This is a genomic window from Paenibacillus sp. FSL F4-0236, assembly GCF_038000135.1.
Taxonomy (GTDB): Bacteria; Bacillota; Bacilli; order Paenibacillales; family Paenibacillaceae; genus Paenibacillus_AQ.
Genome location: NZ_JBBOBK010000001.1, coordinates 5,647,318 through 5,673,907 on the forward strand (window position 1 = coordinate 5,647,318; position 26,590 = coordinate 5,673,907).

Annotated in this window: 25 protein-coding genes; 9 read left to right on the plus strand and 16 right to left on the minus strand. The window is 44.9% G+C overall.

The annotated features are described in order from the left end of the window. Positions 1–89 precede the first annotated feature (89 nt). The gene (locus NSQ29_RS25205) at positions 90–2,354 is read right to left on the minus strand and encodes a helix-turn-helix domain-containing protein (protein WP_341126373.1); all 2,265 of its coding nucleotides are present in this window, start codon (positions 2,352–2,354) and stop codon (positions 90–92) included. A 254-nt stretch (positions 2,355–2,608) separates the two neighbouring features. Here NSQ29_RS25205 and NSQ29_RS25210 point away from each other — a divergent pair, with 254 nt between their 5' ends. Further along, complete coding sequence (locus NSQ29_RS25210) at positions 2,609–2,917, plus strand: hypothetical protein (protein WP_076285185.1); 309 nt, start codon at positions 2,609–2,611, stop codon at positions 2,915–2,917. 107 nt (positions 2,918–3,024) lie between these two features. Here NSQ29_RS25210 and NSQ29_RS25215 read toward each other — a convergent pair whose 3' ends face one another. The 4 genes from NSQ29_RS25215 to NSQ29_RS25230 all read right to left on the minus strand — a co-directional run bounded on the left by NSQ29_RS25215 (position 3,025) and on the right by NSQ29_RS25230 (position 6,818). Beyond that, on the minus strand, positions 3,025–3,249 hold the full coding sequence (locus NSQ29_RS25215) for a YezD family protein (RefSeq protein WP_042184406.1): 225 nt from the start codon (positions 3,247–3,249) through the stop codon (positions 3,025–3,027). A gap of 111 nt (positions 3,250–3,360) precedes the next feature. Beyond that, the gene (cysW, locus tag NSQ29_RS25220) at positions 3,361–4,224 is read right to left on the minus strand and encodes a sulfate ABC transporter permease subunit CysW (protein ID WP_042184404.1); all 864 of its coding nucleotides are present in this window, start codon (positions 4,222–4,224) and stop codon (positions 3,361–3,363) included. A 511-nt stretch (positions 4,225–4,735) separates the two neighbouring features. Continuing rightward, the gene (gene cysT, locus NSQ29_RS25225; protein WP_042184402.1) at positions 4,736–5,590 is read right to left on the minus strand and encodes a sulfate ABC transporter permease subunit CysT; all 855 of its coding nucleotides are present in this window, start codon (positions 5,588–5,590) and stop codon (positions 4,736–4,738) included. Positions 5,591–5,690: 100 nt separating this feature from the next. Beyond that, positions 5,691–6,818, minus strand: coding sequence for a sulfate ABC transporter substrate-binding protein (locus tag NSQ29_RS25230; protein WP_042184400.1), 1,128 nt, complete (start codon positions 6,816–6,818; stop codon positions 5,691–5,693). Positions 6,819–7,206: 388 nt separating this feature from the next. On the opposite strand from NSQ29_RS25230, the gene NSQ29_RS25235 reads away from it, so the two are divergent. Next, positions 7,207–9,474, plus strand: coding sequence for an alpha/beta hydrolase family protein (locus NSQ29_RS25235; protein ID WP_341126374.1), 2,268 nt, complete (start codon positions 7,207–7,209; stop codon positions 9,472–9,474). 129 nt (positions 9,475–9,603) lie between these two features. Here NSQ29_RS25235 and NSQ29_RS25240 read toward each other — a convergent pair whose 3' ends face one another. Further along, on the minus strand, positions 9,604–10,653 hold the full coding sequence (locus NSQ29_RS25240; protein WP_076300104.1) for a lactonase family protein: 1,050 nt from the start codon (positions 10,651–10,653) through the stop codon (positions 9,604–9,606). 249 nt (positions 10,654–10,902) lie between these two features. Here NSQ29_RS25240 and NSQ29_RS25245 point away from each other — a divergent pair, with 249 nt between their 5' ends. From NSQ29_RS25245 to NSQ29_RS25255, 3 genes are all read left to right on the plus strand, one after another. Then, positions 10,903–11,163 (plus strand): GlsB/YeaQ/YmgE family stress response membrane protein, encoded by a 261-nt coding sequence (locus NSQ29_RS25245; RefSeq protein ID WP_042184394.1) that lies wholly within the window; start codon positions 10,903–10,905, stop codon positions 11,161–11,163. Between the two features lie 236 nt (positions 11,164–11,399). Then, on the plus strand, positions 11,400–11,900 hold the full coding sequence (locus tag NSQ29_RS25250; RefSeq protein ID WP_042184392.1) for a CcdC family protein: 501 nt from the start codon (positions 11,400–11,402) through the stop codon (positions 11,898–11,900). Between the two features lie 172 nt (positions 11,901–12,072). Continuing rightward, positions 12,073–13,035 (plus strand): L-lactate dehydrogenase, encoded by a 963-nt coding sequence (locus NSQ29_RS25255; protein ID WP_042184390.1) that lies wholly within the window; start codon positions 12,073–12,075, stop codon positions 13,033–13,035. Positions 13,036–13,106: 71 nt separating this feature from the next. Here the strand turns inward: NSQ29_RS25255 and NSQ29_RS25260 are convergent, their stop codons facing one another. Beyond that, entirely contained in the window at positions 13,107–15,353 is a 2,247-nt protein-coding gene (locus NSQ29_RS25260) for a heavy metal translocating P-type ATPase (protein ID WP_341126375.1), read from the minus strand. 232 nt (positions 15,354–15,585) lie between these two features. Between NSQ29_RS25260 and NSQ29_RS25265 the strand changes: the two genes are divergently transcribed. Next, a complete protein-coding gene (locus NSQ29_RS25265) occupies positions 15,586–16,347 on the plus strand; it encodes a CPBP family intramembrane glutamic endopeptidase (protein ID WP_341126376.1) in 762 nt (253 codons plus the stop codon). 55 nt (positions 16,348–16,402) lie between these two features. Here the strand turns inward: NSQ29_RS25265 and NSQ29_RS25270 are convergent, their stop codons facing one another. From NSQ29_RS25270 to NSQ29_RS25285, 4 genes are all read right to left on the minus strand, one after another. Further along, positions 16,403–16,768, minus strand: coding sequence for an ArsR/SmtB family transcription factor (locus NSQ29_RS25270; RefSeq protein ID WP_042184384.1), 366 nt, complete (start codon positions 16,766–16,768; stop codon positions 16,403–16,405). A 109-nt stretch (positions 16,769–16,877) separates the two neighbouring features. Further along, complete coding sequence (locus tag NSQ29_RS25275; RefSeq protein WP_076285177.1) at positions 16,878–17,612, minus strand: ABC transporter permease; 735 nt, start codon at positions 17,610–17,612, stop codon at positions 16,878–16,880. Between the two features lie 2 nt (positions 17,613–17,614). Further along, positions 17,615–18,331, minus strand: coding sequence for an ABC transporter permease (locus NSQ29_RS25280; RefSeq protein WP_341126377.1), 717 nt, complete (start codon positions 18,329–18,331; stop codon positions 17,615–17,617). Further along, positions 18,328–19,239, minus strand: coding sequence for an ABC transporter ATP-binding protein (locus NSQ29_RS25285; protein WP_341126378.1), 912 nt, complete (start codon positions 19,237–19,239; stop codon positions 18,328–18,330). Before NSQ29_RS25285 ends, NSQ29_RS25280 begins: the two co-directional genes overlap by 4 nt. A 167-nt stretch (positions 19,240–19,406) precedes the next feature. Between NSQ29_RS25285 and NSQ29_RS31615 the strand changes: the two genes are divergently transcribed. Together NSQ29_RS31615 and NSQ29_RS31620 are read left to right on the plus strand one after the other, a co-directional pair. Beyond that, positions 19,407–19,547, plus strand: coding sequence for a hypothetical protein (locus NSQ29_RS31615; protein WP_256716357.1), 141 nt, complete (start codon positions 19,407–19,409; stop codon positions 19,545–19,547). A 48-nt stretch (positions 19,548–19,595) separates the two neighbouring features. Continuing rightward, complete coding sequence (locus NSQ29_RS31620) at positions 19,596–19,760, plus strand: hypothetical protein (RefSeq protein WP_445739176.1); 165 nt, start codon at positions 19,596–19,598, stop codon at positions 19,758–19,760. 309 nt (positions 19,761–20,069) lie between these two features. Here NSQ29_RS31620 and NSQ29_RS25295 read toward each other — a convergent pair whose 3' ends face one another. The 5 genes from NSQ29_RS25295 to NSQ29_RS25320 all read right to left on the minus strand — a co-directional run bounded on the left by NSQ29_RS25295 (position 20,070) and on the right by NSQ29_RS25320 (position 25,145). Continuing rightward, the gene (locus tag NSQ29_RS25295) at positions 20,070–21,125 is read right to left on the minus strand and encodes a hypothetical protein (RefSeq protein WP_341126379.1); all 1,056 of its coding nucleotides are present in this window, start codon (positions 21,123–21,125) and stop codon (positions 20,070–20,072) included. Continuing rightward, positions 21,115–21,690: a sigma-70 family RNA polymerase sigma factor gene (locus NSQ29_RS25300; protein WP_341126380.1), complete on the minus strand. Its 576-nt coding sequence runs from the start codon at positions 21,688–21,690 to the stop codon at positions 21,115–21,117. Before NSQ29_RS25300 ends, NSQ29_RS25295 begins: the two co-directional genes overlap by 11 nt. 800 nt (positions 21,691–22,490) lie before the next feature. Further along, a complete protein-coding gene (locus NSQ29_RS25310) occupies positions 22,491–23,906 on the minus strand; it encodes a HAMP domain-containing sensor histidine kinase (RefSeq protein WP_341126381.1) in 1,416 nt (471 codons plus the stop codon). Beyond that, the gene (locus tag NSQ29_RS25315; RefSeq protein WP_042184374.1) at positions 23,903–24,577 is read right to left on the minus strand and encodes a response regulator transcription factor; all 675 of its coding nucleotides are present in this window, start codon (positions 24,575–24,577) and stop codon (positions 23,903–23,905) included. Before NSQ29_RS25315 ends, NSQ29_RS25310 begins: the two co-directional genes overlap by 4 nt. Before the next feature lie 148 nt (positions 24,578–24,725). Next, positions 24,726–25,145, minus strand: a complete 420-nt coding sequence (locus NSQ29_RS25320; protein WP_341126382.1) for a pyridoxamine 5'-phosphate oxidase family protein — start codon at positions 25,143–25,145, stop codon at positions 24,726–24,728. Positions 25,146–25,306: 161 nt separating this feature from the next. On the opposite strand from NSQ29_RS25320, the gene NSQ29_RS25325 reads away from it, so the two are divergent. Continuing rightward, positions 25,307–26,521: an MFS transporter gene (locus NSQ29_RS25325; RefSeq protein WP_341126383.1), complete on the plus strand. Its 1,215-nt coding sequence runs from the start codon at positions 25,307–25,309 to the stop codon at positions 26,519–26,521. Positions 26,522–26,590 lie beyond the last annotated feature (69 nt).

Here is a 26,590-nt window from a genome sequence, read left to right on the forward strand (position 1 = left end):
TAGAGAAACGCCCGTCGAACATACAATAGCCGCCTGGCAATTAAGCTAGGCGGCTATTGTATGTTCGACGGTTCTCATTACTTGAAGCCTCATTCCTTCTCGTTAAGCTTCTTTGCGTATTGGCCAGGAGCTAACCCTTCATACTTGCGGAACATGCGAATAAACGTGTTTGCATTATTGCACCCGACCATTAGTGCTAAATCTCCAATTTTGATATCTTTCTGCTGACGCATAATCTCTTTAGCTTGCTGCACACGATAAAAATTCAAGTAATCTTTAAAATTTTCTCCGGAATGATTTTTGAAAGCGATACTGACATAACCAGGAGAGAAGTTAAACTCCTCCGCTATCATGCTAAGCGATAAATCCCTATTGTAGTTGTCATGAATATATTCAATCATCCGCTTTACCATACTGTTATCCATCATTTCATTCTGCTGATCAATCGTATCCATCATGGCGCCGAACAAGGAAGTAATGGCGGAAACCATAAGCTCCTTCGATTCGCCGTGCTGTACGATGTCCAGAGATTCCTTATGAGCTTGAACGAACTCTTCAAAAGGCATATTCAACTGCTGGATAATTCGGCTCAGCGTAGCCAACACAAGCAGGCTGAACTGGTCGAGCTGCTGCCTGGTTAACTGCCTTTGCTCCAGATTTTCCGATAGCAGACGGTTTAGCGTATTTAAAGCATTCTCCCGCTTGCCGCGAATCACATAGCTGATCAGCTCGCGTTCCGTATCGATAGGATAATAATAGCTGACCATCTGCACTTGACTGAGTTGTTTATAAGTAATGACGGAAGTCTTGTCCACAGCCGATCTTCTCTTCAGAATATCAAGTGCCTGGATAAAGGAGCGGTCAATTTCCCCAGCAGAAATTACAGGCTGGCCTACAGCTGCAGTCAATCCGTATGCATGCGCGTCCTCGATTTGAGCCATCGCTTTCATGAGCTTCTTCTGAATGGATTCCGTATCGGATTCACTGATTATGAAGACAAATTTGGTGAAATCATGATCAAGCAGTTCACAAGGGAAATGAACCTTCAACTGCTCATGAATAATCAAGGAAGTCTTTGATTTTATCGTAAGAATCGCATCTTTCGAATATTGCTCCTCCAATTCCTTAGCGTTCGAGAATGAAATCACACAAACGCTCAAGTTGCTAGAAAGGCTTTGCAGTTGATGTGCATTTAGCAGGTCATCCACCCTGTCAGGTGGAACGAGTCCATGGAGCAAATCCCGCAGGAACTTGTCTCTCATCGAAAGCTCGTGCTCATGTAGCGCGGATTTCATCTGTTCATTGGCTTTACTTATACTCGTCGCTGTCTCGTTCAAGAAAGCGAATTCGTCTGCTCCCGAAGGCTCACCGTAGCTCTTGAACAATCCGACGAGATGACCCACAGGCCGGTACATGCGCCTGGAAACTGTATAGGCGAACGCAAGTCCCACAAAGATAAGAATGGCTAATAAAAGTACAGTCCCTTTTAAATTGGGGGAAAAGGAGTCCACCAAAGAGTAGTTCTGTGTAACATACATATACGACCATTGCGGCATTGTATTCGAGCGGATTAAATGGAAATCGAATTCATCATTGGATAGCTTCTTATAATCCACGGTTGCCTGTTCATCCAGTTGTGCCAGTGGATAGGCAAGCAATTGCTTTTCCCGTTTATCGTCAAAGCTTGATTTAAGCGTTACGTATCGGCCATTTTCGATAATGGCAAAAGCTTCTTGCGCATCAGGTGATAGGGGTGGCAGCAGCAATTGTTCAAAGAATGAGACCACAAAAAATAATGAGTTCCCTATTCCTACCCGTTCCGGATTAACGATTCTTATGGATGCGCTTTCATTGTTCGTCGACGTTGTATTTTGGCTGCTCGATACCGTTATGTTTGGACTCGTGCTGTCTGTACCTAATTGTGCCAAATCCTCATTAGTGATTCCCATATCTTCCATATAGCGTCTTCTATCCGACGAAATTTGCGGCGTAATAACCAAATCGTCGTTAGTCTTCATTAAATCGATGCTATAGCCGAATTCAGAGAATGCATCTATATGATTTTTCAGTGCATAAGAGGCTTGCGTGATCTCATAATAATCGCGATCTTTTTCAGCGAATTTAACAACATGATCATCTAATCTCAATTGTGTAATTAAATTGAAAGAAACACCGAGTTTCGTGTCAATTTTGTCGCGCGATTGCATGAGAAAATTCTGCTGCTTCTGGCTTAATTCCGATCGCACGTTTTGGCTGTCCTTAAAAAAAGAAAGGCAGACAGCAATCATAGTGTAAGCGAATATAATAACCAGATAAGCGATAAGTAGTTTTGTGAAAAAGGATTTTCTAAGCAATGTGATCTCCCCTTGATGATTCCTTTATAAATTGAAAATCACCCAATGGTAAAATTCGTATCCTTATTGGGTGATCATATATCTTTACACTCTTTTGGAAATATCTAACTCACACTATATATGAATATGAAAATGCCGTCCATTCCCAAAATTCATACACATCCGCCAAAGTGGTAAGTATTATATTCTTGTATCCTATTACTCACTGTGTGGAATAGTATTTATAACAATATTCTAAAAAGGTTGGTGGCATAATGTCTCCTGTAGCAAAGCTGTTTAAATGGGGAACGTGTGTGTATGAGGCTTTTCTGGCTCTGCCTGTCCTCGGCGGTCTCTTTATTATAGCCAATGGTTGGGTCCCACTTGCCGTTGCCTTTTTACTCCACGCTGTAGCCATTGTAATCCTGCAAAGAGAGCGGAAACCCATCGTAGGGAATGTTCTAGGCATTATCACCTCGATTTTAGCGTTTATTCCACTCTTAGGTTGGATCATGCATGGCATCACTGCGCTCGTACTGCTCGTTGAAGGGATTTCCTCTTCACGTCAGGCAAATCGTTATTAATAAGAGCACCTAAATCGTCAGAAAAATAACCCGCCCCTATTCAGGAGTGGGTTATTAGCGTTTATTCTTAAATATTATATATACCTTTATGATTGCCCGAGATTGTATCAACGTCCTGCCGATTGGGAATCGGCCCGCCGGGTTCCACTCTCATTAATGTAACGCCCGTTTGCGTTGCCATTGCCATTCTCAAAACGTTTGCGTTCCGTACGCTCCATCTGAACAATCTGACCTTCATGCACTACGATGTGCAAGGAGCCAAATTCCATATCATCCAGAAGCCCTGCAATCCGCGTAAGCCATAAATCATCCACTTTCAGCGGTTTAGCCATTCTCTAGCCTCCCTTTCCCCATCCAAAGGATTATATCCGCCTAAATTCCATAATTCCGTTATTACCAACCCGTATACTATGAATTAACTTAGCACGGAACCAAAAGTACTGTCAATGGGCATTTTTTCGTGATAACCAGCTTTTAATAATCATCGTCACCAAAGCCAACAACAGGAGCAGTGAAGCTACTGCAAAAGAGGCTGAAAATTGATATTCATTGTACAAAATCTCAACATGCAGCGGCAGTGTATTCGTCTCCCCACGTATATGCCCGGACACCACAGAAACTGCGCCGAACTCGCCCATGGCCCGCGCATTACACAAAATAATACCGTACAATAAACCCCATTTAATATTAGGAAGCGTGACTCTGAAAAAGATTTGCCACCCATGTGCTCCGAGGGTAATCGCTGCCTCTTCCTCCTGTGTCCCTTGATCCTCCATCAGTGGGATCAACTCACGCGCCACAAAGGGAAAGGTCACAAACAGCGTGGCCAACACGATGCCTGGAAGCGCAAATACGATCTTGATATCATGGGCGCTCAGCCAAGGGCCAAACCAACCGTTGGCGCCGAAGACGAGCACAAAGATCAGACCGCCGATGACAGGCGATACTGCAAAGGGGAGATCTATCAAGGTAATGAGAAACCCTTTACCGCGAAAACGAAACTTGGTTACTGCCCATGCAGCCGCTACACCAAAAAAGGTATTCAGTGGTACAGTGATCGCTGCAACAAGCAACGTCAGCCGCAAAGCGGAACGGGCATCTGGATCGGTCAGAGCAGCTATATATACGTCCCAGCCCTTTTTCAGCGCCTCTGTCAGCACAACAATCAAAGGCAAGGCAATCAGCCAAAAAAGGACTAGTCCAGCAGCTCCGATCAACACCCATTTTACAGCCTTGGTTTCCGTTGTCGCTGGCGAGGACGTATTCTTCTGTAGCCGGGGGGCTTGGAGTGGGATGGTGCCTGCCACAAGTTATTCCTCCTTTAAAGGGTTTTACGAAAGCATGATTAGCTTCTGAAAAATGCCGAACAACGGGAAATATGAAATGTCTTCGAGTGAATTTGGGAGTTATCGGGCGGCTGGAATCGTTCAAACAAGATTACTGGTAATGGGTCACTCCAAGGAATATTGGACTTCCGATCGCTGTTATCCTCAGATTTCCTGATTTGAACCGCTGTCCGCGGTAGAAATCCGAGGATAAAGGCGAACGCTAACGCTTCTACAGTTCCAATATTCCTCTCCGTTCCTTTCTTACCAGTTATCTGAGTTCAAAACTTCGAGATCGCTATCGCTCCTCTAAAAGCAAATTCACTCTGCGACTCCTCAATTCGCCTAAAGATTCTACATTTTACGGAAGCAAGTATGCTTCGTAAAATAAAGTCGTCATTTACCTGTTAGGGTATAGCTTCGCTAAGAATCGCTCAGCAAAACAAAACTTCCAAATTAAATACTTGCAATATAGAGAGTAACACCGAAAGACTTACCGAGAAGTCTTACGCACCCATCGCTGGAGCGTATTAATGACTAACAGCATTAAGAAGGAAATGAGAAGCAGGAGCAACGCAACGGCAGTAGCACCAGCGTAATCATACTGCTCCAGTTTGGACATAATAAGCAAAGGAGCAATCTCCGTTCTCATCGGCATATTGCCGGAGATGAACACGACAGAGCCGAATTCACCAATACCACGGGCAAATGCCAAAGCAAAGCCGGTTAACAACGGCGGGAACAGCTCAGGCAGTACTACTGAACGAAAGGTTCTCCAGCGGCCTGCACCGAGGGTTGCCGAGGCTTCCTCCATATCTCGGTCCAAATCCTCCAGCACCGGCTGTACCGTTCGCACGACGAACGGTATCCCGATGAACATTAAGGCAAGGGTAATGCCAAGCGGAGTAAATGCCACCTTTAATCCTAGTGGCTCAAGCCACGCCCCGATCCAGCCATTTGTGGCATAAAGAGCCGTCAAGGAGACACCAGCTACAGCTGTCGGTAAAGCAAACGGAAGATCGATCAGCGCATCAAATATTCTTTTGCCCGGAAATTCGTAACGCACTAGTACCCACGCCAGCAAGAGACCTAGAATAGCATCCACAAAAGCAGCAGCCGCTGCCGTAGACAGGCTGACACGATACGAAGCCAATACACGCGGATCGGTAGCTACATCCCAGAATTTCGCCCAGCTCAGCCCAGTAGAATTGAACAACAATGCTGAAAGTGGCAAGAGTACCACGAGACTCAGGTAAAGTACGCTGTACCCCATCGTTATCCCAAAACCGGGTAGTATCCTTCGCCGCGTTGTCGCCGATACAGCTGTAGTCGTTGCGGTGACATTCATCCCCTATTCATCCTTTCTCGCCTTCGGCAGGTTAGCCGATCAGCCCCTTACTAGGGACAAATCTCTTAAAGAAAAATATAATTTTCGTTTTATTAATCTGTTATTTAGCACCCGGCACATAGATCTTGTCAAAGATCCCGCCATCGTTAAAATGCTTCTCTTGCGTTTCTTTCCAGGTTCCGAATTTATCAGCCAATGTGAAGAGCTTTATTTCCGGGAACTTATCTTTATATTGTTCTTTCACGCTTTCTAGCGTTGGACGGTAGTAGTTCTCAGCCGCGATTTTTTGTCCTTCCTCCGTATAGAGATACTTCAAGTAAGCCTCGGACACTTCACGCGTATTTCTTTTATCCACAACCTTATCTACTATTGCTACCGGCGGTTCAGCCAGAATGCTCTCAGATGGATTTACGATATCGAATTTATCTGGACCAAGCTCTTCTACAGAAAGGTAAGCTTCATTCTCCCATGCAATCAGCACATCGCCAATTCCACGCTCTACAAAAGTGGTCGTAGAACCGCGCGCACCCGTATCTAGCACCGGAACATGTTTGAACAATTCTTTTACAAATTCCTCAGCCTTAGCTTCGTCGTTATTGTTGTGGTCTAGCGCGTAACCCCACGCCGCCAAGTAGTTCCAACGTGCGCCACCTGATGTTTTCGGATTTGGTGTAATCACTTCTACGCCTTCCTTAAGCAAATCCGGCCAATCTTTGATTCCTTTTGGATTTCCTTTGCGTACTAAGAATACGATCGTCGAGGTGTACGGTGAACTGTTATGATCAAATTTACTTTGCCAGCCTTCATTAATAAGTCCCTTTTCCTGCAAGGCATCAATATCATAACCAAGTGCTAAGGTCACAACATCCGCTTCCAGACCATCAAGTACAGCACGGCTTTGTTTCCCCGATCCACCGTGGGATTGTTTAATGGTGACCTTCTGTCCTGTTTCTTTCTCCCAATAGGCAGCAAAAGCTTTATTATAATTCTCGTACAATTCGCGAGTAGGGTCATAAGATACGTTCAGTAGTTCTACTGGATCTTTAGATGGAGTTTTTGTTGCTTCAGCCGCATTTGTGGCCTCCGCTGAATTGGTTGTTGCTGGTGCGTCTGTTGCCGAACTAGCACTATTGCCGTTGTTGTTATTGCTGCCGCAAGCAGCAGTAAGCCCTGCCGTCAGCAACAAGCTAAACCCTACAAGAAGCCCTTTATTCATCTTTTTCTTCATCTTTTCCACTCCCCCATGTTTTTCTTGCCTTCATTTCTTTCCTGTGGATAACAAAAAGAACGGAGGAAAGCCCACGTATGGCAGGTCAAACCGGTCCTATGACACGTGTCTGCGAGCCTAATGCAGGCGTTCCTCCGTCTGTACGGTAAGAACTTTCTTCAATTATTCCTATCTACTTAGTTGGTTTATATGGATATAATACTGAAACCCTTTAACCGTGTCAAACCTTTTTTTCCAGCCAATGACAAAGGAATCTTTCAAATCCCACGCTATACAGGCAATGGTGTGGGTTCCTGTAAGATCCACTTGTTATTGATGCTATAAAGTAATATTATTGCTACAGCTTATGGTCTAGAGAAATTACCGCTTAATGTCGGGAGTGAGAATCATGGGTATGGATTTAGAGTACGTCCCTGCGCCGATAAGACCACGGCTTCATAGGAGAATGACTCAAGAAATTAGTCGAAGGATTAGGGGAACTTACCGTTATGATACAACGGTCTGGAGGACAGCAATCGCTGGTCTTTGGATCGTTTGCTTTTTGGCCTTCACCACTGCCGTATTAGGTATACCCACTGGATTAGGGGTGCCAACAGATATTGCACTTGCTGCAGGTACGAGTACCATTCTGCTGGCCATTGCCAGCAATATCATTGCTGTACTGATCGCCTTGACCGGACTGCGCATCCCACGACTATTCGCAGGCTGTGTATTGAGCGATGTTGGAGCGATTCTACTAATCTTATATTACGCAGACTTTGAGATTGAAGCTGCGGCTCTCATTGCTGTTCTACTATCCTTATTAGGTGCATTGGGCGGATTAGCCATCGGACTGCTGCGCAGCAAAAGAATAACCATGGGACTTCTGCTTACCATTACGGTAACTTTTTCCCAACTTGCTCTGGCAAACGGAGTGCAGGAAATACCTACTTTGGAACCCATTGATATCAGTGATTCTGATGTGATTCCATTGACAGCCGCAAGTCCGTCACAACCTGGCAATCAAGCCTATCAGACCTTCACTTATGCCAGCGGTAAGGATCTGCATCGGACCGAATACGGCAAGGATACCAATGTGATCTCTTCTACAGTAGATGCTTCTGCTTATATTAAGGATTGGTCAAAACTCCGCACTTTATTCTGGGGTTTCGATTATAATGCACTTCCACTGAACGGCCGAGTATGGATGCCTAAGGGCGATGGTCCCTATCCGGTAGTTCTGATGGTGCACGGAAATCATATGATGGAAGATTACTCTGACGGAGGGTACGCTTATCTCGGTGAACTCTTGGCCAGCCGGGGGTTTATCGCAATTTCCCTGGATGAGAATTTCCTGAACTATTCTGCTTGGTCCGGTATTCCGGACAATGATTTCAAAGTACGGACCTGGATCATTCTGAAACACCTGGAACAGCTAGCAGCTTTCTCGGATGAACCAGACAATCCTTTTTATCAAAAAATAGATTTCACAAAAACCGCCCTGCTCGGCCATAGCCGTGGAGGACAAGCTGTTGCTATGGCAGCAGACGCCGAACGTTGGTTCAAAAATGATCCCGTTATGAAGGCAGTAGATCGTTTTAATATAGCCTCTGTGGTCGCCCTTGCCCCTACGGACAAAACGATAGACGATCAGCAAGCCCGTCTCAAGGATGTCAACTATTTGACTCTGCAAGGGGCTCGTGATGGGGATGTACATGATTTCTATGGTGACCGGCAGTATATACGTACTTCCTATTCTCCAGGATCCTCCGCTTTCAAAAGCTCGCTGTATATTGCGGACGCCAATCACAGTCAATTCAACAGTGATTGGGGCGCGTATGATCAGACATTACCTGCTGGCCTCTTTTTAAATCGAGCGCAAATTATGGATGCAGACAAGCAGCGGCAAATCGCTAAAGTGTATGTATCAGCTTTTCTAGAGACCACTTTGCATGGAAAAGACGAATACCAGAGCTTGTTCCGGGATTACCGCAGCGGACTGAAATGGCTACCGGAGACCACTTACTACAATCGATTCCAGGATGGGGGATATCGGCCTGTAGCCACATTTGACGAGGACCGCAACAAGAATACCGTTAATCTCGGAACAGCAGAAGCATCCGGATTATCCTGGTCGGAAGAGCTCGCGAAGGATCGTGAATCGAAAAGCAAAGCCACATATGGTGTCGTTCTTGAACGCACAGCCAAAAAAGACGAGGAAGCTTATTACAACATTAAGCTTAAAGACAGTGTTGTTACTGAAATGGCCCTTTCAGACGCAGATGGCCTTACATTTTCCTTAGCAAACCTCAATGGTGATATCAAAGATGAACTAAGTATTCCGCTACCTCCCAATGTAGAGGTTGAGTTAACCGACAAAAATGATACCTCGGCACGCTTGCCGTTAAGTGAGGTAATGGATATTCTTCCACTTCCGCAAACTCAGTTCACGTTATTCCCATGGCTTGAAGAACGGATTAATGATGGGAAGTACGGTGATCTGTCCGAAGCTGTATTTCAGACCTATGAGATGCCGTTCGAACAGTTTCAGGAGGAAGAACCTGAGCTAGAGCCTGAGAACCTGACGGAAATCACCTTCTACCTTGAAGCCGAGGGAGATAAAATCATGCTAGATGACATCGGCTTTTACGATCTAGGAATTCGAAATATGTTTTAAGGTAACTTGCCATTATACCATTTAAGGCCTTCCCCTCAGCACATGTACAGCTGATTGGAAGGCCTTTTATTTTGATGAATTTGGGGGAATAGCCTCTAATATTGAAACATACAATAACCTATTCCCAGCCTACACGGCTTGAATACAGACCGGTGTCTTTATCTTCAGCTCGTTCCCTGTAGGAATTAATCTGCCACTGTCACTATCGATGGAGAACGAAGTAATAATATCACTATTTTGATTCGCAGCGAGCAGCTTGCCACCAATAATGGCGAAATTACGCGGAGTACGTCCGCCTGTAACCTGCCAATCTACCGCTTCAAGATGACCTGTTGAACCCTCAATATGGAACAAGGCGATACTATCTTGTCCCCGGTTTGAGACATACAAGAATTTACCACATGGCGATACATGAATATCGGAAGCTGTATCATCACTACCCGCATTATATTGCTCTGGAAGCGTGCTGACATGCTGTAAAATGCTGAGGTTTCCATTCTGCTCATCATTAGCAAATACCGTTACGGTACAGTTTAGTTCATTCGCCAGATAAATCCATTGTCCTGAAGGGTGTACCGCCAGATGGCGTGGGCCTGAACCTGGTGGAAGATTAATCTCCCGATGCTTAGACAGCTTACCTTCTTCAAGGCGATAAATCAGGATTTGATCCAGTCCCAAGTCGCAAACCAGTATATGCTTGCCGCTTCCATCCGGAATGACGGAGTGTGGATGCGGAGCTTCCTGACGGTCTTCACGAATTCCTGAACCTACATGTTTCACTTGATCAGACATGACCTGAAGCGAACCATCCTCATTTACTGGAAATACGTTGGCATTGCCACCGGAATAATTAGAGACGAATATGTAATCTTGCTTAGGACTGATCGAGACATAACAAGGAGCGCCACCTTCCGTAGGACGACTTCCAAGTGGACTCAACGCTTTAGTAACAGGATCAATAGCAAAAGCATAGACCTCGCCCTCATCCTTCTCACTAACCGCATAGAGCACGCTGCCTGTGCTGTTTACTGCTAAAAACGATGGATTCTCAATGCCCTTAGTACCCTCAAGAATCTTCATTTCCCCTGATGAAGGACTAAGTGAGCAGAGTAGAATAGCTTCCTCACCTTCAGGGTTGTACGTTCCCACATAAAACAATACCTCATTAAGCCGTTCCATAGTAGCGACTCCTTTGTTTGTATAAATTGTATTTACTTCTTAATTACCCTTTACTGATAGCAACTCACTCAGTATTTTATAATATTTTTTCACTATAGCATGTTTATAGTTGTAATACATTATCGAGTTCAATTTTGAAGCCATTTCCTAACTCTCCCGGCAGTAGTAAGTTTTTACAAGTGGTTTAAACATGATTGGCAAGGTTAATAGTAGACATCGAAAACAACAAAACGAAGGAGTTGAAGTAACATGAGTTTTTTATGGATGTTAATTGTTGGTGGGATCATTGGTTGGTTAGCGGGTCTGATTATGGGCAGAGATATTCCAGGCGGGGTAATTGGTAACATTATCGCAGGTATTATCGGTTCATGGCTCGGTGGCGTGCTTCTGGGAAGCTGGGGACCTAAAGTAAGTGATTTCTATTTCTTCCCTTCTTTGATCGGGGCCGTTGTTCTGATCTTTATCGTCAGCCTTATTCTTCGCTCAACAAATGGGCGTAGCCGTTCATAAGCTTAGGCTGAACCAATAATTGTTGGACTACTTATATTATTAAAAAAAATAGCAGGTCAAGGTTAACTACCTTGACCTGCTATTTGGTGTTTTCGGCCTCTTTCTACTTAATGTAGTATGCAGTGCTTTTCACGGAGCTACTACCTCCATACAGCGGCTACACTTCAATGTTCTGCCATCGTTTTTCTGTTATAATGGAGATAAAAGTGACTCAAATCATAGAGAGGTCGTGAATCATGGGTAGCATTAACCCCTCACTCCTACATATCGGCTCCACTATAGGGACCTTGCTCATGGCGCTAATGGTTATTTTTATTCGTCTAAAAGCTAGCGCACGTCCGGTTACCATTCGAAAAATATGGATTCCACCTCTCGGGATGTCGACTGGCTTTGCCATGTTCGTTGTACCTGAAGTTAGGTTTCCTTTATGGTGGGCAGCACTCGCCTTTTTGATTGGCTGGTTCATCTTCGCGTATCCTCTAATACGCAGCACAAACTTCGAACAACGGGATGGACAAATTTATGCTCAGCGTTCTAAGAGCTTTGCTTTCATTCTGCTCGGACTCCTTTTAGTTCGCACCTTACTTCATGAATTTATTAATAGTTATGTCAGTATCCCTCAGTCCGGTGGATTATTCTTCATCTTAGCCTTCGGAATGATTCTTCATTGGAGATTCTTTATGTACAAACGTTATAAAGCTATGACCTCCTCGGAGGCACAGTCCTTACAGTCATAAGTATATGTTGTTATTCTAAGAAGCCATTTCAATTCATACGATTGAGATGGCTTCTTACGTGGATGAATACCATGTAGGAAAAAACATTTTTCTGTGTCCGATGTTAGGTAACTTGTGGAGGGATACGTTAAAATATATGCATACCTAACAATAGAAAGCGAGGTCAAGGCAATTGAAAAGTAAATCAAGAAAAGTTGCCATCGTCGGTGCCGGGATGGTCGGTTCCAGCTGCGCCTACTCCATGGTCAATCAGGCAATTTGCGACGAGATCATGATGATCGACCGCACCTATGACCGCGCTATGGCACAAGCACTTGATCTCTCACACTGCATGGATTTCACAAGCACACGTACCAAGGTGTATGCAGGAACCCATAGCGACTGCGCAGGAATGGATGTAGTTATCTTAACCGCCGGCGCTAATCCAAAGGCAGGGCAGACAAGACTTGACGTCCTGGAAGCCTCTGCAGTCATTACTAGAGAAATTATCACCAACATTATGGCTGGGGGATTCGATGGAATATTCGTAGTCGCCGCTAATCCAGTCGATATTGTCACTTATATGGTATGGAAAATATCAGGGCTGCCTCGCCACAGAATCATTGGTACAGGAACCTCCATTGACTCTTCGCGCCTAAAGACACTACTGTCTGATGTGTTCTCCATAGACCCACGCAGCGTTAACGGCTACGCACTTGGAGAACATGGTGAATCCCAGTTTGTAGCTTGGTCACATGTGACGATTGGCGGCAAGCCCATCCTGCAAATTATGGATCAGCATCGTGAGCGGTTCCAGCATCTGGATCTGGAGGATATCTCCCGCAAGACCAAAGATGCGGGCTGGGAGATATTTACTAAAAAAGGCTCCACACATTTCGGTATTGGCAGCGCACTGGCTTACATTACTCGTTCCATTCTGAATGATGAGCATAAGATCATTGCCGTATCCGCAATTCTGGATGGAGAGTACGGGCAAAGTGGTATATGTACCGGCGTACCTGCCATTATTGGCAACACTGGAATTCAAGAACTACTGGAGCTTAACCTAAACACCGAAGAAGCGGAGAAATTCAACGCCTCCTGCAGCATTGTTCGCTCAGGCATTGAGAGCCTACACTTGGAAGACAGCATTTAATCTCCTGCAAACGGAAAAAATCGCTCTTTGGGGATCGGTAGATAACACCAATACCCTAAAGAGCGATTTTTTTATCCTTGATCTTTAACCTTTAATGCTCGGATACTGTTCAGTACAGCCAGCACGGTTACCCCAACATCTGAGAATACAGCCTCCCACATCGTGGCAATCCCAAATGCGCCGAGAATAAGAAATATAGCTTTAACACCTAAAGCGAAAATAATATTTTGCCATACGATCATCCGTGTACGCTTGGCAATGCCGATAGCAACAGGAATCTTCGAAGGTTCATCGGTCATAATTACAATATCTGCCGCTTCAATCGCAGCATCGGAGCCCAGTCCGCCCATTGCGATCCCAACATCTGCTCTAGCTAGTACTGGGGTATCGTTAATTCCATCACCGACAAAAATAATTTTCTCGCGATGTGACTTTTCACGATCCAGCTTCTCGATGGCCTCTACCTTATGCTGCGGCAAAAGCTCCGCGTGAACCTCATCTACACCTAACTGCTTCCCAACATCTTCAGCTACAGAAGAAGCATCGCCAGTTAACATCACCGTTTTACGGATGCCAAGCTTCTTGAGGCTCTGAATAGCCTGCTGCGAGTCTTCCTTCACTTCATCTGCAATCACCAGATAACCCCCATACTGATGATCCACCGCGATGTGAACAACTGTACCGCTCTGCGCAGGCACCTCATAAGCTATGCCCTCTCGCTCCATCAGACGCGCGTTACCTGCAAGTACGGTCTTGCCTTCAATCGAAACCTCGATCCCATGACCGGAGATTTCGTTGTAATTCGAGATCGCTTCCTTAGAAATCTGTTCTCCATAAGCTGCCCTAATCGATTCGGCAATCGGATGGTTCGAATGGCTCTCCGCATAAGCAGCTGTCTGCAGCAATTCATCCTTAGAATTGCCACCTGACGGATAAATTCCTGTAACCTTAAATTGCCCCTTAGTCAACGTTCCGGTCTTATCAAAGACAACTACTTTCACATCATTCAGCGCTTCAAGATAGTTGCTTCCTTTAATCAGAATACCACTGCGTGAAGCTGCTCCAATCCCTCCGAAGAAACCAAGTGGAATCGAGACCACAAGCGCACATGGACAGGAGATTACGAGGAATACAAGCGCCCGGTAAATCCAATCTGAGAAGGTTGCCCCGCTAATCACTAGCGGAGGAACGACAGCTAGCAGCACAGCTGTGATCACTACTATAGGTGTGTAAGCTCGTGCAAACTTAGTAATAAAGTTCTCTGTTTTGGCTTTGTTGCTTGAAGCATTCTGTACCAACTCCAGAATTTTGGATACGGCTGATTCTCCAAAGGTCTGTGTAACTTGAATTGTAATAACGCCGTTCCGATTAATAAATCCACTTAATACTGTGCTTCCCGGTCCAGCCGAATGCGGTACAGACTCCCCGGTAAGTGCTGATGTATCCATCATGGCGCTTCCCTCAAGGATCGTTCCGTCCAGAGGTACCTTCTCACCCGGTTTCACAACAATCACATCACCGATCGCTACTTCCTCAGGGGAGACTCGTTTTAGATCATTTCCAAGCTTAAGGTAAGCAAATTCGGGACGGATATCCATAAGTGCCGTGATAGATCGACGTGAACGGTTTACTGCTAGACCTTGGAACAACTCTCCGATTTGGTAAAAGAGCATAACCGCTACGCCCTCTGGATACTCACCAATCGCAAAAGCACCGATGGTTGCAAGAGCCATCAAGAAATTCTCATCAAATACCTGACCCCGGATAATGTTCTTAACCGCCTGCCAGACAACTTCACTACCCACGATGAGATAGGCTGCTAAGAAAATCAGCAGTTCTACTACACCCTCCACCGGTAAGAATATTCCGGCAAGCGCGAGTATCCCACCGCCACCTAACCGCAGTAGAATCTTACGGGTATCGCCTTCCCCATGCTCGTGGCTGTGGCCATGGCTGTGACCATCCGCATCATCATGCTTATGTCCGTCTGCAGCCTGATGATCGTGTTCATGGCCATGTTTGTGATCCTCTCCATGCTTATGACTACCGTTATTCTGCAGCTTGCGACTGCCCTGAGTCTTCTCTCTTACATTTACATGGGGCTCAAGCGCCTTCACCGTTTTCTTTGCTTCAACAATCGCCGATTCCTCATAACCTGCGGCGGTTTCCATCGTCATTGTCTTCGTAACAAAATTAACGGAACAAGACGATACGCCCTCGATTTTCTTCACTTTATCTTCGATTTTCCTTGCGCAATTGGCGCAATCTAAGCCTTCTAATTCCCACTGACGTTTTACTTTTCCTTGCATCGTATCCATACGGCACATCTCCTCAAATAAAAACCATATATGAGCACTTGTTCATATGTTTTCTTATTGCTATTATATTCCCTTTATTTTTGAAGGTCAATACGTCATATACACCATTTTTCTCCGCTCTCATAAAAATTAAATAAATTGATTTTTTCGTGAAAATATGGTAAATCATGTATGATTGCACCCGAGATGAATTGGCAACTAAATTACACAGAAGGAAGGATGAATGTAGACCATGTCAAAGCTAGCCAAGACGTCTTCTTTTTCACAGAAATACCCTGTTTGGACCGTTGTTATTATTGAGGTGCTGTTACTTTTAGCTGTATCTGCCGCCGGGACTTACGCTACAATTAAAGAGCTTTCGTATACCGCCCCTGTACTGATCTCCTTTATTCCAATCGCGCTTGTACTGATCATCTACTTCACGGTTAAGAACAAATGGAGTGATCTTGGCTTCCGTCCTCTGAATACCATTTCCTCTGGGAAGTGGATTTATTACGCACCTCTAGCTGTCGTCCTGATCACCATATCCTTTAAAGGTTTTCGTGAGATCAGTACGTCTGAGGTGTTGTTCTTTATCTTCTTCACCCTGCTTGTAGCCTTTGTGGAAGAAAGTATTTACCGCGGATTGATTTTCAAGACTTTACTCACTAAGGGCGCTAAAACGGCTGTGATTACTTCAAGCATACTCTTCTCTATTACCCACTTGCTTAATGCTTTATCCGGTACAGACATGACGCAAATCCTCCTACAGCTCGTATATTCTCTTCTGATCGGTTTTGTGCTTACCTTGTTGATGCTGAAAAATAATAATATTCTACCGCTGATATTGTTTCATTTTGTACATAATCTAATTCAGTTTGTTGGTAACGAAAATACAAGCGAATATATGGGGATCGATCTATTCATCCTTCTCGTACTCGCTGTGCATTGTCTCTGGCTGGCTCTATCCTTTAGAAAACCAACCCTATCGAGCAACCTAAATCAATCTAGTTAACGTAAAAGAGCGGTTCTCCAATAATCGGAGAACCGCTCTTTTTTGAAAAGTACAGCTATTCATGACGGACATGTTCATGCGTCTGCAGAAAAATCTGCTCTACATGCGCATCGTTGAGCGAATAGAATACCGTCTTCCCTTCTTTACGACGCTTCACAATTCGTAAATTCCGTAAATAACGGAGCTGATGGGATATCGCAGATTGGCCCATATCAAGGATCACAGACAAATCGTGTACACATAGTTCTTTCTGGGACAAAGCGTAAATGAGCCGCACTCGTGTGGGATCACCCAACGCTTTGAACATCTCTGCCATTTTATCCGTTATTTCTCGGTCAGGCAGAATCAATGCAATGGATTCCGGTTCAAGCTCCGAACCCTTGCATGTGTTATCGCAATCTTCTAATGCCGTTGGCTCCATGCTATCGCCTCCTCCACCAGCTAGTCAGCTTTGCTGATTGTTTTCCTCAATTATATGAAAACCAGCTCTGGATGTCCATGGAGAAGGCGTTTATAAGAATCGCTGTAAATCAGACGGCTTTACGATAAAAGGAGAATAGTCCTGCCGCAAAAAACACAATAAAACTACCGCCCACTACCATCATCAGCGTTTCGAACGGTAAATTAAAAGCCCCAAACGTGTCATCACCATACGGCATCATAGCCAACATCGGTTGTACCCAAGGATAATAGGGGCCATAGGTTGAAGAATTGGCGATCAGCATATTAGGAATGGTCAGACTCACATTCAGCGCCAGCGGTGCGCCAAAACTGCTCCAGCCTTGAGAGATAGCCAGTTGCAGTGCAGCGAGTGGCAGACAGGCAATAAAGCCGCCAAATACCGAGCTAAGCAGCAGCGACCAAGGGATCGAATCCGGAATATTTCGGAAAAAACCCATTCCCAGCACCATCACCAGGAACGTTAGTTGAACCGCAGCCAGCAATCCGATAATCATCACATATTTTGAGAGGTACACTGATAACCGAGTCACAGGCAGAGACAGCAACATCTTCCAGCCTCCGTCATGATGCTCATAACGACAGATCAGCGCTGCGAAAATACCCGAGAGCACAGGTAGAAACAGCAAGGCATGCATCATGGACATCACATTTAACAACAGTTCCCAACTCATCTTCTCCCCTTGATTATCTGCCAATGCCCCGGGAAGCAATGCTAAAATCGGACTGCCTATAACTAAAAGCCATACATATGATTTAGACATTTTTAATCGTTCTGCCGACAACACTCTCCAAAATGAATTCATCGTTAATCCACATCCTTTCGTGCGAAGTGCAGTGCACCCGGCAAAAGAATCAGCAGCCCCAGCAGCAACCCTGCACCGCTAAATAAGAGACGATGCGAAGATTCCCAAGCCATATATGGCCATGTTAAAGGAACCCACTCCGAAAGTAACATGGAGAAGATAGACACCAGAGATAAGGTTATTCCAAGAGCAACTGGCAATGTCTGATTACGGTTAGCCAGAGAAAGCCACAGCTGCAAAGCGATAACCGGCAATGCTGCAATATAGGACATAAAGCCAATTCGTAACACATCCAAATACGGAATCTGTTCGACCTTGAAGCCCAAAACAAGCCCTAAACCAACTGTACCCACCGAGAGCAACAAACAAGAAACCGCCACTAGCACCAAACATAACACCAGCTTAGCCATAAATACTGAAGTACGTGAGATAGGTAGTGCCAAGAGCTGCTTCCACGAGCTCATCTGATGTTCTACATTTGCAATCAACGAGCATACTAAGGTCCCTCCAAGAAAAAGAGCAATGGGCACAAATGCAGCCACATTGTTCAGAAGCCCACCCCATAAATCCGCACTATACTGCTCGCGAAGATAATCATAACGAAGGCCGAAATTCAAGCCTTGCATGGCTACAAGTCCAAGCGGTCCAAGAAACACTAGAAACCAGAGTCCTTTGCCACGGATTTTGAGCCAATCCGCCGACAGTGCCCGCCACATCATGATTCCTCTCCTCCTATAACCTGCAGGAAGAAGTCCTCAAGTGATTGTCTCCGCTCCTCTACACGATAAATAGCATGCCCATTCTCTACCAAGGCTTTGACTAGCAAGGCAACTCTTGCATCGATCATCCGGGAGAAGACTAGCTTTTGTTCTTGAAGTATCCCTGTGTACCCCCGTTCTTCAGCAAGACGCAGCGCGGCCTCCGGGTCCGAGACTGCTAACCGCATTTCTCCCCCGGCTTGCCGCTGCAGATTCGTTATACTATCTTGGTACACCATTTGCCCTTGACGAATGATCCCTACGGTATCCGCCATTTGCTCAATTTCACTAAGCAAGTGACTGGATACTACGACGGTAATCCCTTGCTCCTGCGGCAATCGTTTAATCAGTCCGCGAATTTCCTGAATCCCTGACGGGTCAAGTCCGTTCGTCGGCTCATCCAGAATAAGCAGCTCCGGTTCCCCGAGCAAGGCAGCAGCAATACCTAGTCTCTGCTTCATCCCAAGGGAGAACCCTTTAACTGGACGTTTCTCTTCCCCTGTTAAGGAAACAATATCTAGCACCTCAGCAATCCGTGACTTCGGAGCACCAAGGATACGCCGGATGGCTTCAAGATTATCCACAGCGCTTAAGTGCCCGTAATAGGATGGAGACTCGACAAGCGACCCTACTTTCCGCAAAATTTGCAGTTTATGCTTGCGAAGATCCTGGCCGAAGACTTCAATCCTTCCTGATGTTGGAGTGATCAGTCCAAGCAGCATACGAATTGTTGTTGTTTTCCCTGCCCCGTTCGGGCCAAGAAAGCCATAGATCTCTCCCTTGCGGATGTTCAAATTTAAATTTTCCACCGCAGCCCGGCCACGGTATTTTTTTAATAAATCCTTCGTTTCAATCACTGTTTCTTTCATGTTCCTCACCTCGGTAATTAGCATAACGTCCCAAGGTTAAGAACAAGGCGGCACGAAGTTTAAGTTTTGTTTAAATTTGACGATATGGATGTTCAATGAAAATAAAGTCCTAGACCGCCGCTGTTTAATCAGCAAGATTTCTTAGAACAACGGCATAAGGGTAAGGCTTGGACTTGGTAGCCACTCCGTCCTTCTGTAGTCTGCGGCTTCTCGCAAAGGCAACAGTATGGGCGGCGATCGACGAGCGCTGTGCGAATCAGGCATTCAACATTACGAACGGCGACCTGTTTCGTTGGAATGAGTTATAGCCGAAAATCGCTCAATACTTTGGCATGGAAACAGCGCCTCCGTTGCAGATGTCTCTAGACGTTGTCATGGCGGACAAGGAGCAGCTTTGGAACAAAATGATTGAGAAGCATAGGCTTGCTCGGCATTCCTATAAAGACGTATCCTCTTGGCTATTCGGCGATTTGCATGGGACTACGATTTTTTTGCCGACGGAACTACGGCTCGACGTTTAGGCTTTCACGATAGCGTTTCTAATTTTACGCCTAAGAATCTCCGTTCTGTCCATTCGTGCTTTTGATTAAACACAAATGACCCGCAGGAAGGGACACTTTTAAAAAGTGTTCCATCTTACGGGTCACCGTTTCAGAGTTGAGGTTTTTGTACTCCTATTCTCCGACCAACCCAACACTGATTGTATTGCCTTGAACAAATACCTGGAAGAACAGTTTAGTTCAGTCCTTGTCCTTTTTAGTGTAATTCAACATGATCGTTTTTGGCTCTGGATTATCCATTGGGTTCTATACCTCATGCGCCTTGACTTGTTATTTCTTCGATGGTGTTTCATTTTTGTGTTCAATAATTTGTAATACTTTTGGTTCAATAGCTTTTAACTGTTGTTCATTTGAACGATTACTTTTAGTAACTTCACCATTAATTTCACCTTGAATTTGTCCATCAACCTGTGTTTTTGCAATGACATCAATCACTTGTTGTTTAGAGACATTTTTAGATGCTGCAATCTCCACAACAGATTTACCTTTTGCTAATTCTTGTTTTAATTCTTCTGGGCTAATTTTTAGTAAAGAAAACAGTTTTGCATCATTTAGATAGGCATCAGCAGAATAATCAGGCTTACCATTTCTAGAGAAAAAACCTTCTACTTTAATGTTTGAAGGTGTAGTCTCACCTCCGATCAGAGAAACACTGATTGTATTGCTCTGAACAAATACCTGATAGAACGGTGTTTTTGATCCCTTTTTGGTGTAATTCAACATAAACGTTTTTTGATCCGGGTTCTCCATTTTCTCCATAGCAAATTCGTACTCTTCGATGTTGCCATACATTTTATCAATTAGATAATCTACCTTCGACTTGATTTCCTGATCGGATAAAGTAGTGATTGGCTTCTCTTTAGGCTCCCAGTTCTCTTGAATCACGTGTTCAATCGCACCCGTAATACTGTTTGTATGAAGGGTAATCTTTTTACCGGTTCCTTCTTTTTCCTGCAGTATGATGCTTGTTTGGACACCTTGAACGCTGCTTGCATCGATTATCTCAAAAGATTTTGTTTCGGGAAATGTGCTATACAGCTTCTCAAGTGTTGCTTTGCCAACCTCATCCACCTTGACTTGTTCAGCAGTCATTGGTGTTCTAGTAAACATTTCAATCAGGGTAGGGGCCGCATATGCTGCGGTTGGAATTAAAATCGCAGCAGCAACTATTCCACCAATCAATCGTTTTTTCATGGTTATTCCGCTCCTTTTTGGTTGTAAATATTGAAAATAAGACTGTTCTATACGTTTGGAAATAACCGGGGGGCACTCCATAGTTTCTGCCTCTTTGTGCAGATGTTCACGGATTTTGCGTTCAGTTAGCATTGATCTTTTCCATCCTTTCTGGGGGGAGATTCCATAAGTTTTTTCGAAGCGCCTGAAGGCCAGCATGATACCTGGACTTGACTGTACCCAGCGGAATATCGAGCAATGTCCCGATTTCCTCAAGAGTATAGTCGTGAAAAAAGCGGAGGATAATCACCGTTCGCTGTTTGTCGGTCAGTTTTTGGATTGCCTTCGATATCATTTGATTCGTCCCATCCATCAACACAGCAGGTTGATCCCAATGAGACTCTTCCCGAGAGAAGGCACGAATGCGTTCAAAAATTCGGAATCTCCGCCAGCTCTTGACCCGAAATCTCTGCACTTGACGGATTACCAAGCCGTGTAGCCAGAAGTGGAAAGGTCGGTTCGTATCGTAGTTAGCAAGTGATGTCCACATTTGCATATAGATCTCATTCATGACATCTTCCCGATCCTGCTGATGATCCACCAGAAAGGAGACTGTCCGGTAGACGTCCTGATAGGTGGCATCATACATCGTATGAAACGCCTGTTGATCACCGTCTTTCATTTTTATGAGTAACTGGTACATGTATTCACTTTGCATTCAGAGGGCCCTCCTAAGTAAGCTGCTTACACACTATATTGTCTCTCTATCAAAAAAAAGTTCGGTTTCCTTTGTTTTTTTTGCAAAAGGCTGATTGTCGGCGGCCATCGATCAGGAAGACTACCAGAAGTGCAACGCCCCATATGGCAGCCGTGGCCTGTCTAGTGCTTTATTTTCCAGTCTAATCACACTGATCACTGGCTGTCGTAAAGGGGTATCAAGTATTAAACATTACGTCCACTACGAGAATAAAACAAAAGCCGGATTCCCTAGAGTAGGAAAACCCGGCCTTTAAACTATTGAATAGTCCTTAGTGTATATTTTCGTTAAAATGTTGGCGGGCCCCCTGTAAGCATTGAATTAGCCAGAACGGTAGCCTTTCCCTCGTACTTTCTCTCTATATGCGAATCCCCCCAACGGCACATCAGATGTAGGAGTTCCTTTAGACTCCAGCTCTTAAATTCATTATTACGTTTCTTACCGAATGTCAGATGAAAGAGAATAACAGGTTTCCATTTCCCACCATCACCTCTAAAGTTGCCTCTACTGCAGTGTTGTATATTTTTTCAGTCTTTTTCACACAACTTGCCCCTTTTCGAAATATTTCAACACAGGTCATTGGTAACTCCTAAGAATTGGAACCATTAAATGGCCCTATTAAACATTATAACTACAACCAAATATATTACGCTATTCTGCTCGTTATTTGTTAAAACAGGTGCCGTTGAGCTCGTTTTTATTGACTATTTTTTCCCGTGAGAGCTTAATGACAATGGTAAGTCTAAGATTTTATTTTCTTTCTACAGTGGATTAAAGATTACTACGGAAGTTCCATCTCCTGTACTCTCCATATCCCACTCTAACTCCATATGCTTCATTAACAGATCCACGATGGACAGCCCTAATCCTGCCCCTTTGTAATCGGATGGACTCTGGATACCTCTGCCGTGATCCGTAATCAAAATAACACGTTGCCCATTACGGGACTCCGTAGAAATCCCTACATAAAGACCACTGCTGGCATGACGTACAATATTCTGAAACAGATTATCAAGAATACGGCGGAACCAGACCTCATCCACCATCCAGAACAGCGGATCAGCCTCCAAGTCAATATCGATCTCGAAGTTCTCTTTTTCCCATACGGGGTACCAAGCAGCAGCACTTTCCCGCAACAAGCGCAAGACATCTTTACGCTCCTTCTTCAAAGTGATCCGTCCGCTGTTGAGGAGATTGTAGGATAAAAGATTCTCGATCAAGACGCTAAGATCCGCTATACGCTTATCCATTAGCTCTAAGGACTGTTGTCCTTGCGGGGTTAAGCTCTCTTTAGTCATTACATGGATGTGACTGCGAATAACCGTTAGTGGTGTACGCAAATCATGAGATAGGTTAGATACTAGACGTTTACGCAGCTCTTCCTCTTCGATTTCCCTCTTTCGACTTTCGTCAAGCTTCGCCACCATCGTGTTAAAAGCTTCCTCCAGTCTGCCAATCTCATCCAGCTTGCCTGTCATAATAGACTTAGGCATTCTATCCGGTCCCGTAATCGTCATCGCGGTTTGCAGCTGTAGTAGCCGTTTGCGTATTTTTCTAAAGAACAGCAAAGAAACCAGTGCGAACCCTCCAAAAAGTACAAAGAGCACAAAGTAATACAAAGCCCAAGCCCCGACTCCCCCATAAGCCCCTTTGTTGAGCAGCTTGTTTGGAATTTGCATTACCATAAACCCTTTACCCGCATCCACTCGGTCTCCCATGAAGGCGACGATGGCTAAAGGATCACGCTTTGTACTTTCCTTCATAAAATAAATTGCCTCAGCCGCAGTCCACTGCTCCGGAACTCCACTGCCATGTTGCGGATTGCTTTCATCAGGTGTGAGAATCAACTGGGTCATTCCCTCCCCATCTACCCAAAACATAGTAGCCTCAGTGTATTTCCCGCTCAGTTCATGTAGCCGCTCATTTATGCCTTCTGAAGAAGCATCTTCCAATTGAAGCGCCTCTTTATGCCACATGGTCTCCAGCGCTGCAACACTCGAATACAGAGAGGTGTCTACAGGTGGAGCCCCTTTAGTCACTTCATTAACCATATTGTAGAGAACAAAAGATAACGGCAGGACCACAGGGATAAAAAGCAGTGCAGAAACAATAATAAGCAAATATCCCGATAGCAAAGAGGAGTTACGCTGCTTGCGAATGCGCCCTAACCCCCTCATGCTCTTACCCGATATCCGATCCCCCGGACAGTTTCTATAATTTCGGGATTGCCCGGATCAAGTTCTAACTTTTCGCGCAAATATCGTATATGTACCATTAAAGTTTTATCCCCTTCGAGATAGGCTTCTCCCCAGACGGCTTCATAAATCTGCTCCTTCGTCATAATTTGGCCGAGATGACGCAGCAAATAAGAAAAAATCTGAAATTGCTTACCCGTAAGCATGACTTCTTCCTGTGTCTGAGCATTTATTACTCGGTTATCCCCTTCATATACGACTAGGTGTTTAAGCGTGAGCGAATCCTGAACAGATGCCCCATTCCGCCTGAGCAGCACTTCAATTCTGGCTGCCAATTCATCCGGATGAAATGGCTTCGTCAAATAATCATCCGCGAATTCAAGCCCCTGCAGTTTATCATCAATAGAGGTTCGCGCAGAGAGCATCAAGATCGGAAGCTTAGGGTACGCCCGCTTCAATCGTTGTCCGACAGTAAAGCCATCCAGACCCGGAAGCATTACATCCAGAATAGCTAATTGACAAGGCGCCGCTTCCTCCGTCGCTCCCTCCCCGCTCCGCAGCCAACGCACACTATAACCACGCTCACTTAAATCCGCAGACACGACGCTGCCGATTTCATGATCATCTTCAATATATAACAGAGTAACGCTCATATATTTTAAGTCCTCCCCTGAGAAACTACGTAAAAAGTTGAAGTCATTATAACATGTTTTAACAGGTCACTCAGGGACTTATCTTTTAAAAAAGCCCTCCTAAACCCGTGGGGGATAGGAAGGCTTTCGGAATCGATTTTAAATTGGTTTAGGGAGTCCACACGCCGTGCTCTTTATTACTGCCAACATACTCAATACGCGTTGGAGTAAGTTCAAGAATCACATAATTAGGGTCATCAGGCCCTGTAAACCATGGCTCCAGCTCTTTGTTCCACACCTTTGTGCGCAGCCCTTCATCTTTAGAAACGGCAACGGTGGCTCCAATCTCCAGCACGTCTTTGCTTCCGCCTGACTCATATCCAAGCAGCAAAAAAGCATTCGGATTATTCGATAATTCCTCCACCTTATGAGTTTTGCGATTCGTAGCTAAATAAATCTTCAAACCCTCATGGAAAATGGCCATGTAACGTACTTTCGGCTTATTTCCTTCTTCGATCGTACCAAAGGAACCAAACTTGTTGTCATCCAATGCTCTAATAATGAGTTGCTCCAGTTGTTTGTTATCCATTACGTAAATCTCTCCCTTCAAGCATGTAAACAAAAGTTTATATATCCAAGCTCACCGTTTGGATTTATCATAACAATGGTGCTTATTATAATGTACCCTTCCGGTTCACATTGAATCCGACCTTACTCTATAAACTACTTTCAATATAAGGAGCTTACTTCGTGAAAAAACTGATCTGGATCGGCTGTCTTTCCTACTTTGTCATTGGCCTTGCTCATGTAGTGCTGGGATCTATTCTTCCCGTTCTGCTACAGCATTATGACCAAAATTATAGTGCCGGCGGGCAATTAATCTTTAGTCAATTCGCTGGTTTTCTGGCTGGTGTGCTTGTCTCTCCCCTACTCAATCGCCGTTTTGGGAAACGAGGAGGCATCATTATCGCCACCTCCCTTCTCCTGACTGCTGAGATTGCGTATGCTTTTCTACCCCCTTGGGAGTGGATGTATGTCATTGCTGTTGCGGCTGGCTTTGGTTTCGGTATGATCGAAGCCGTCATCGGCACCATCATTATCGGAGCTGTGACAGAAGGAACCGCGATCGCGATGAGCCGACTTGAAGTCCTATTTGGGATAGGAGCACTTGTAATGCCTCTTATCGCCAGTCCGCTCATTGCTACCGGAGCATGGAGATTAGCATTCCTAATTGTCGCTGGCTTCTCATTACTTTCTCTCATCCTCTGGGGAAGAGGCCATTTTGGGAATCTGCAGCGCATACTGGACGAGCGAGCACCTCGCAAAGTCTCAGCATCCGCACATTCCTCGCAGTCCAGCAAACAGCTTCCGTATAAAGGGAAACAATGGATTCTGCTGGGCATCTTCATCCTTTTCTTCTTTCTTTATGTAGGTACGGAGATGAGTCTGGTCAACTTTATGCCCGCCATCTTTATCGCCAAGCTAGGGATGACAGAATCTGCGGCGGCGCTGACAGTCACTTTCTTTTGGCTAGCTATGTCTACGGGAAGATTGTTTGCTGGAGTGATTGCAGAGAAAATTTCTTACCGTGTATATATTTTAAGTAGCTGTTTACTGACCTTGTTACTGCTGGCTCTTTTTCCGTTCACAGATAATCTATTAGCTGCATTCATCGTAATTATGCTACTTGGGCTATTTATGTCCGGTATTTTCTCCATAGCTTTAGTCTTCTCCAGCAAGATGCTGCCAGGAGCCGAAGAATCAACACCCAGCATAATGATCGCTGCTGGAGGTGTCGGTGGAGCTCTGCTGCCCCTATTCATGGGCTGGTCTATGGACCATCTAAAGGTGGTACAAACTGCTGGATTACTTGCCGGTTTTGCCGCCTTCTTGTTCTTGCTGAGCATTGCCGCATGGAGGTTCCAATCCAGGCAAGCAGTCCAAAGAAAGAGTTCCAGTATTTAGAATGTTAAAATGGTATCAACCTAATCCTTTTAGGGTAATGTCATCTATAAGCATATTCTGAGCACAAGG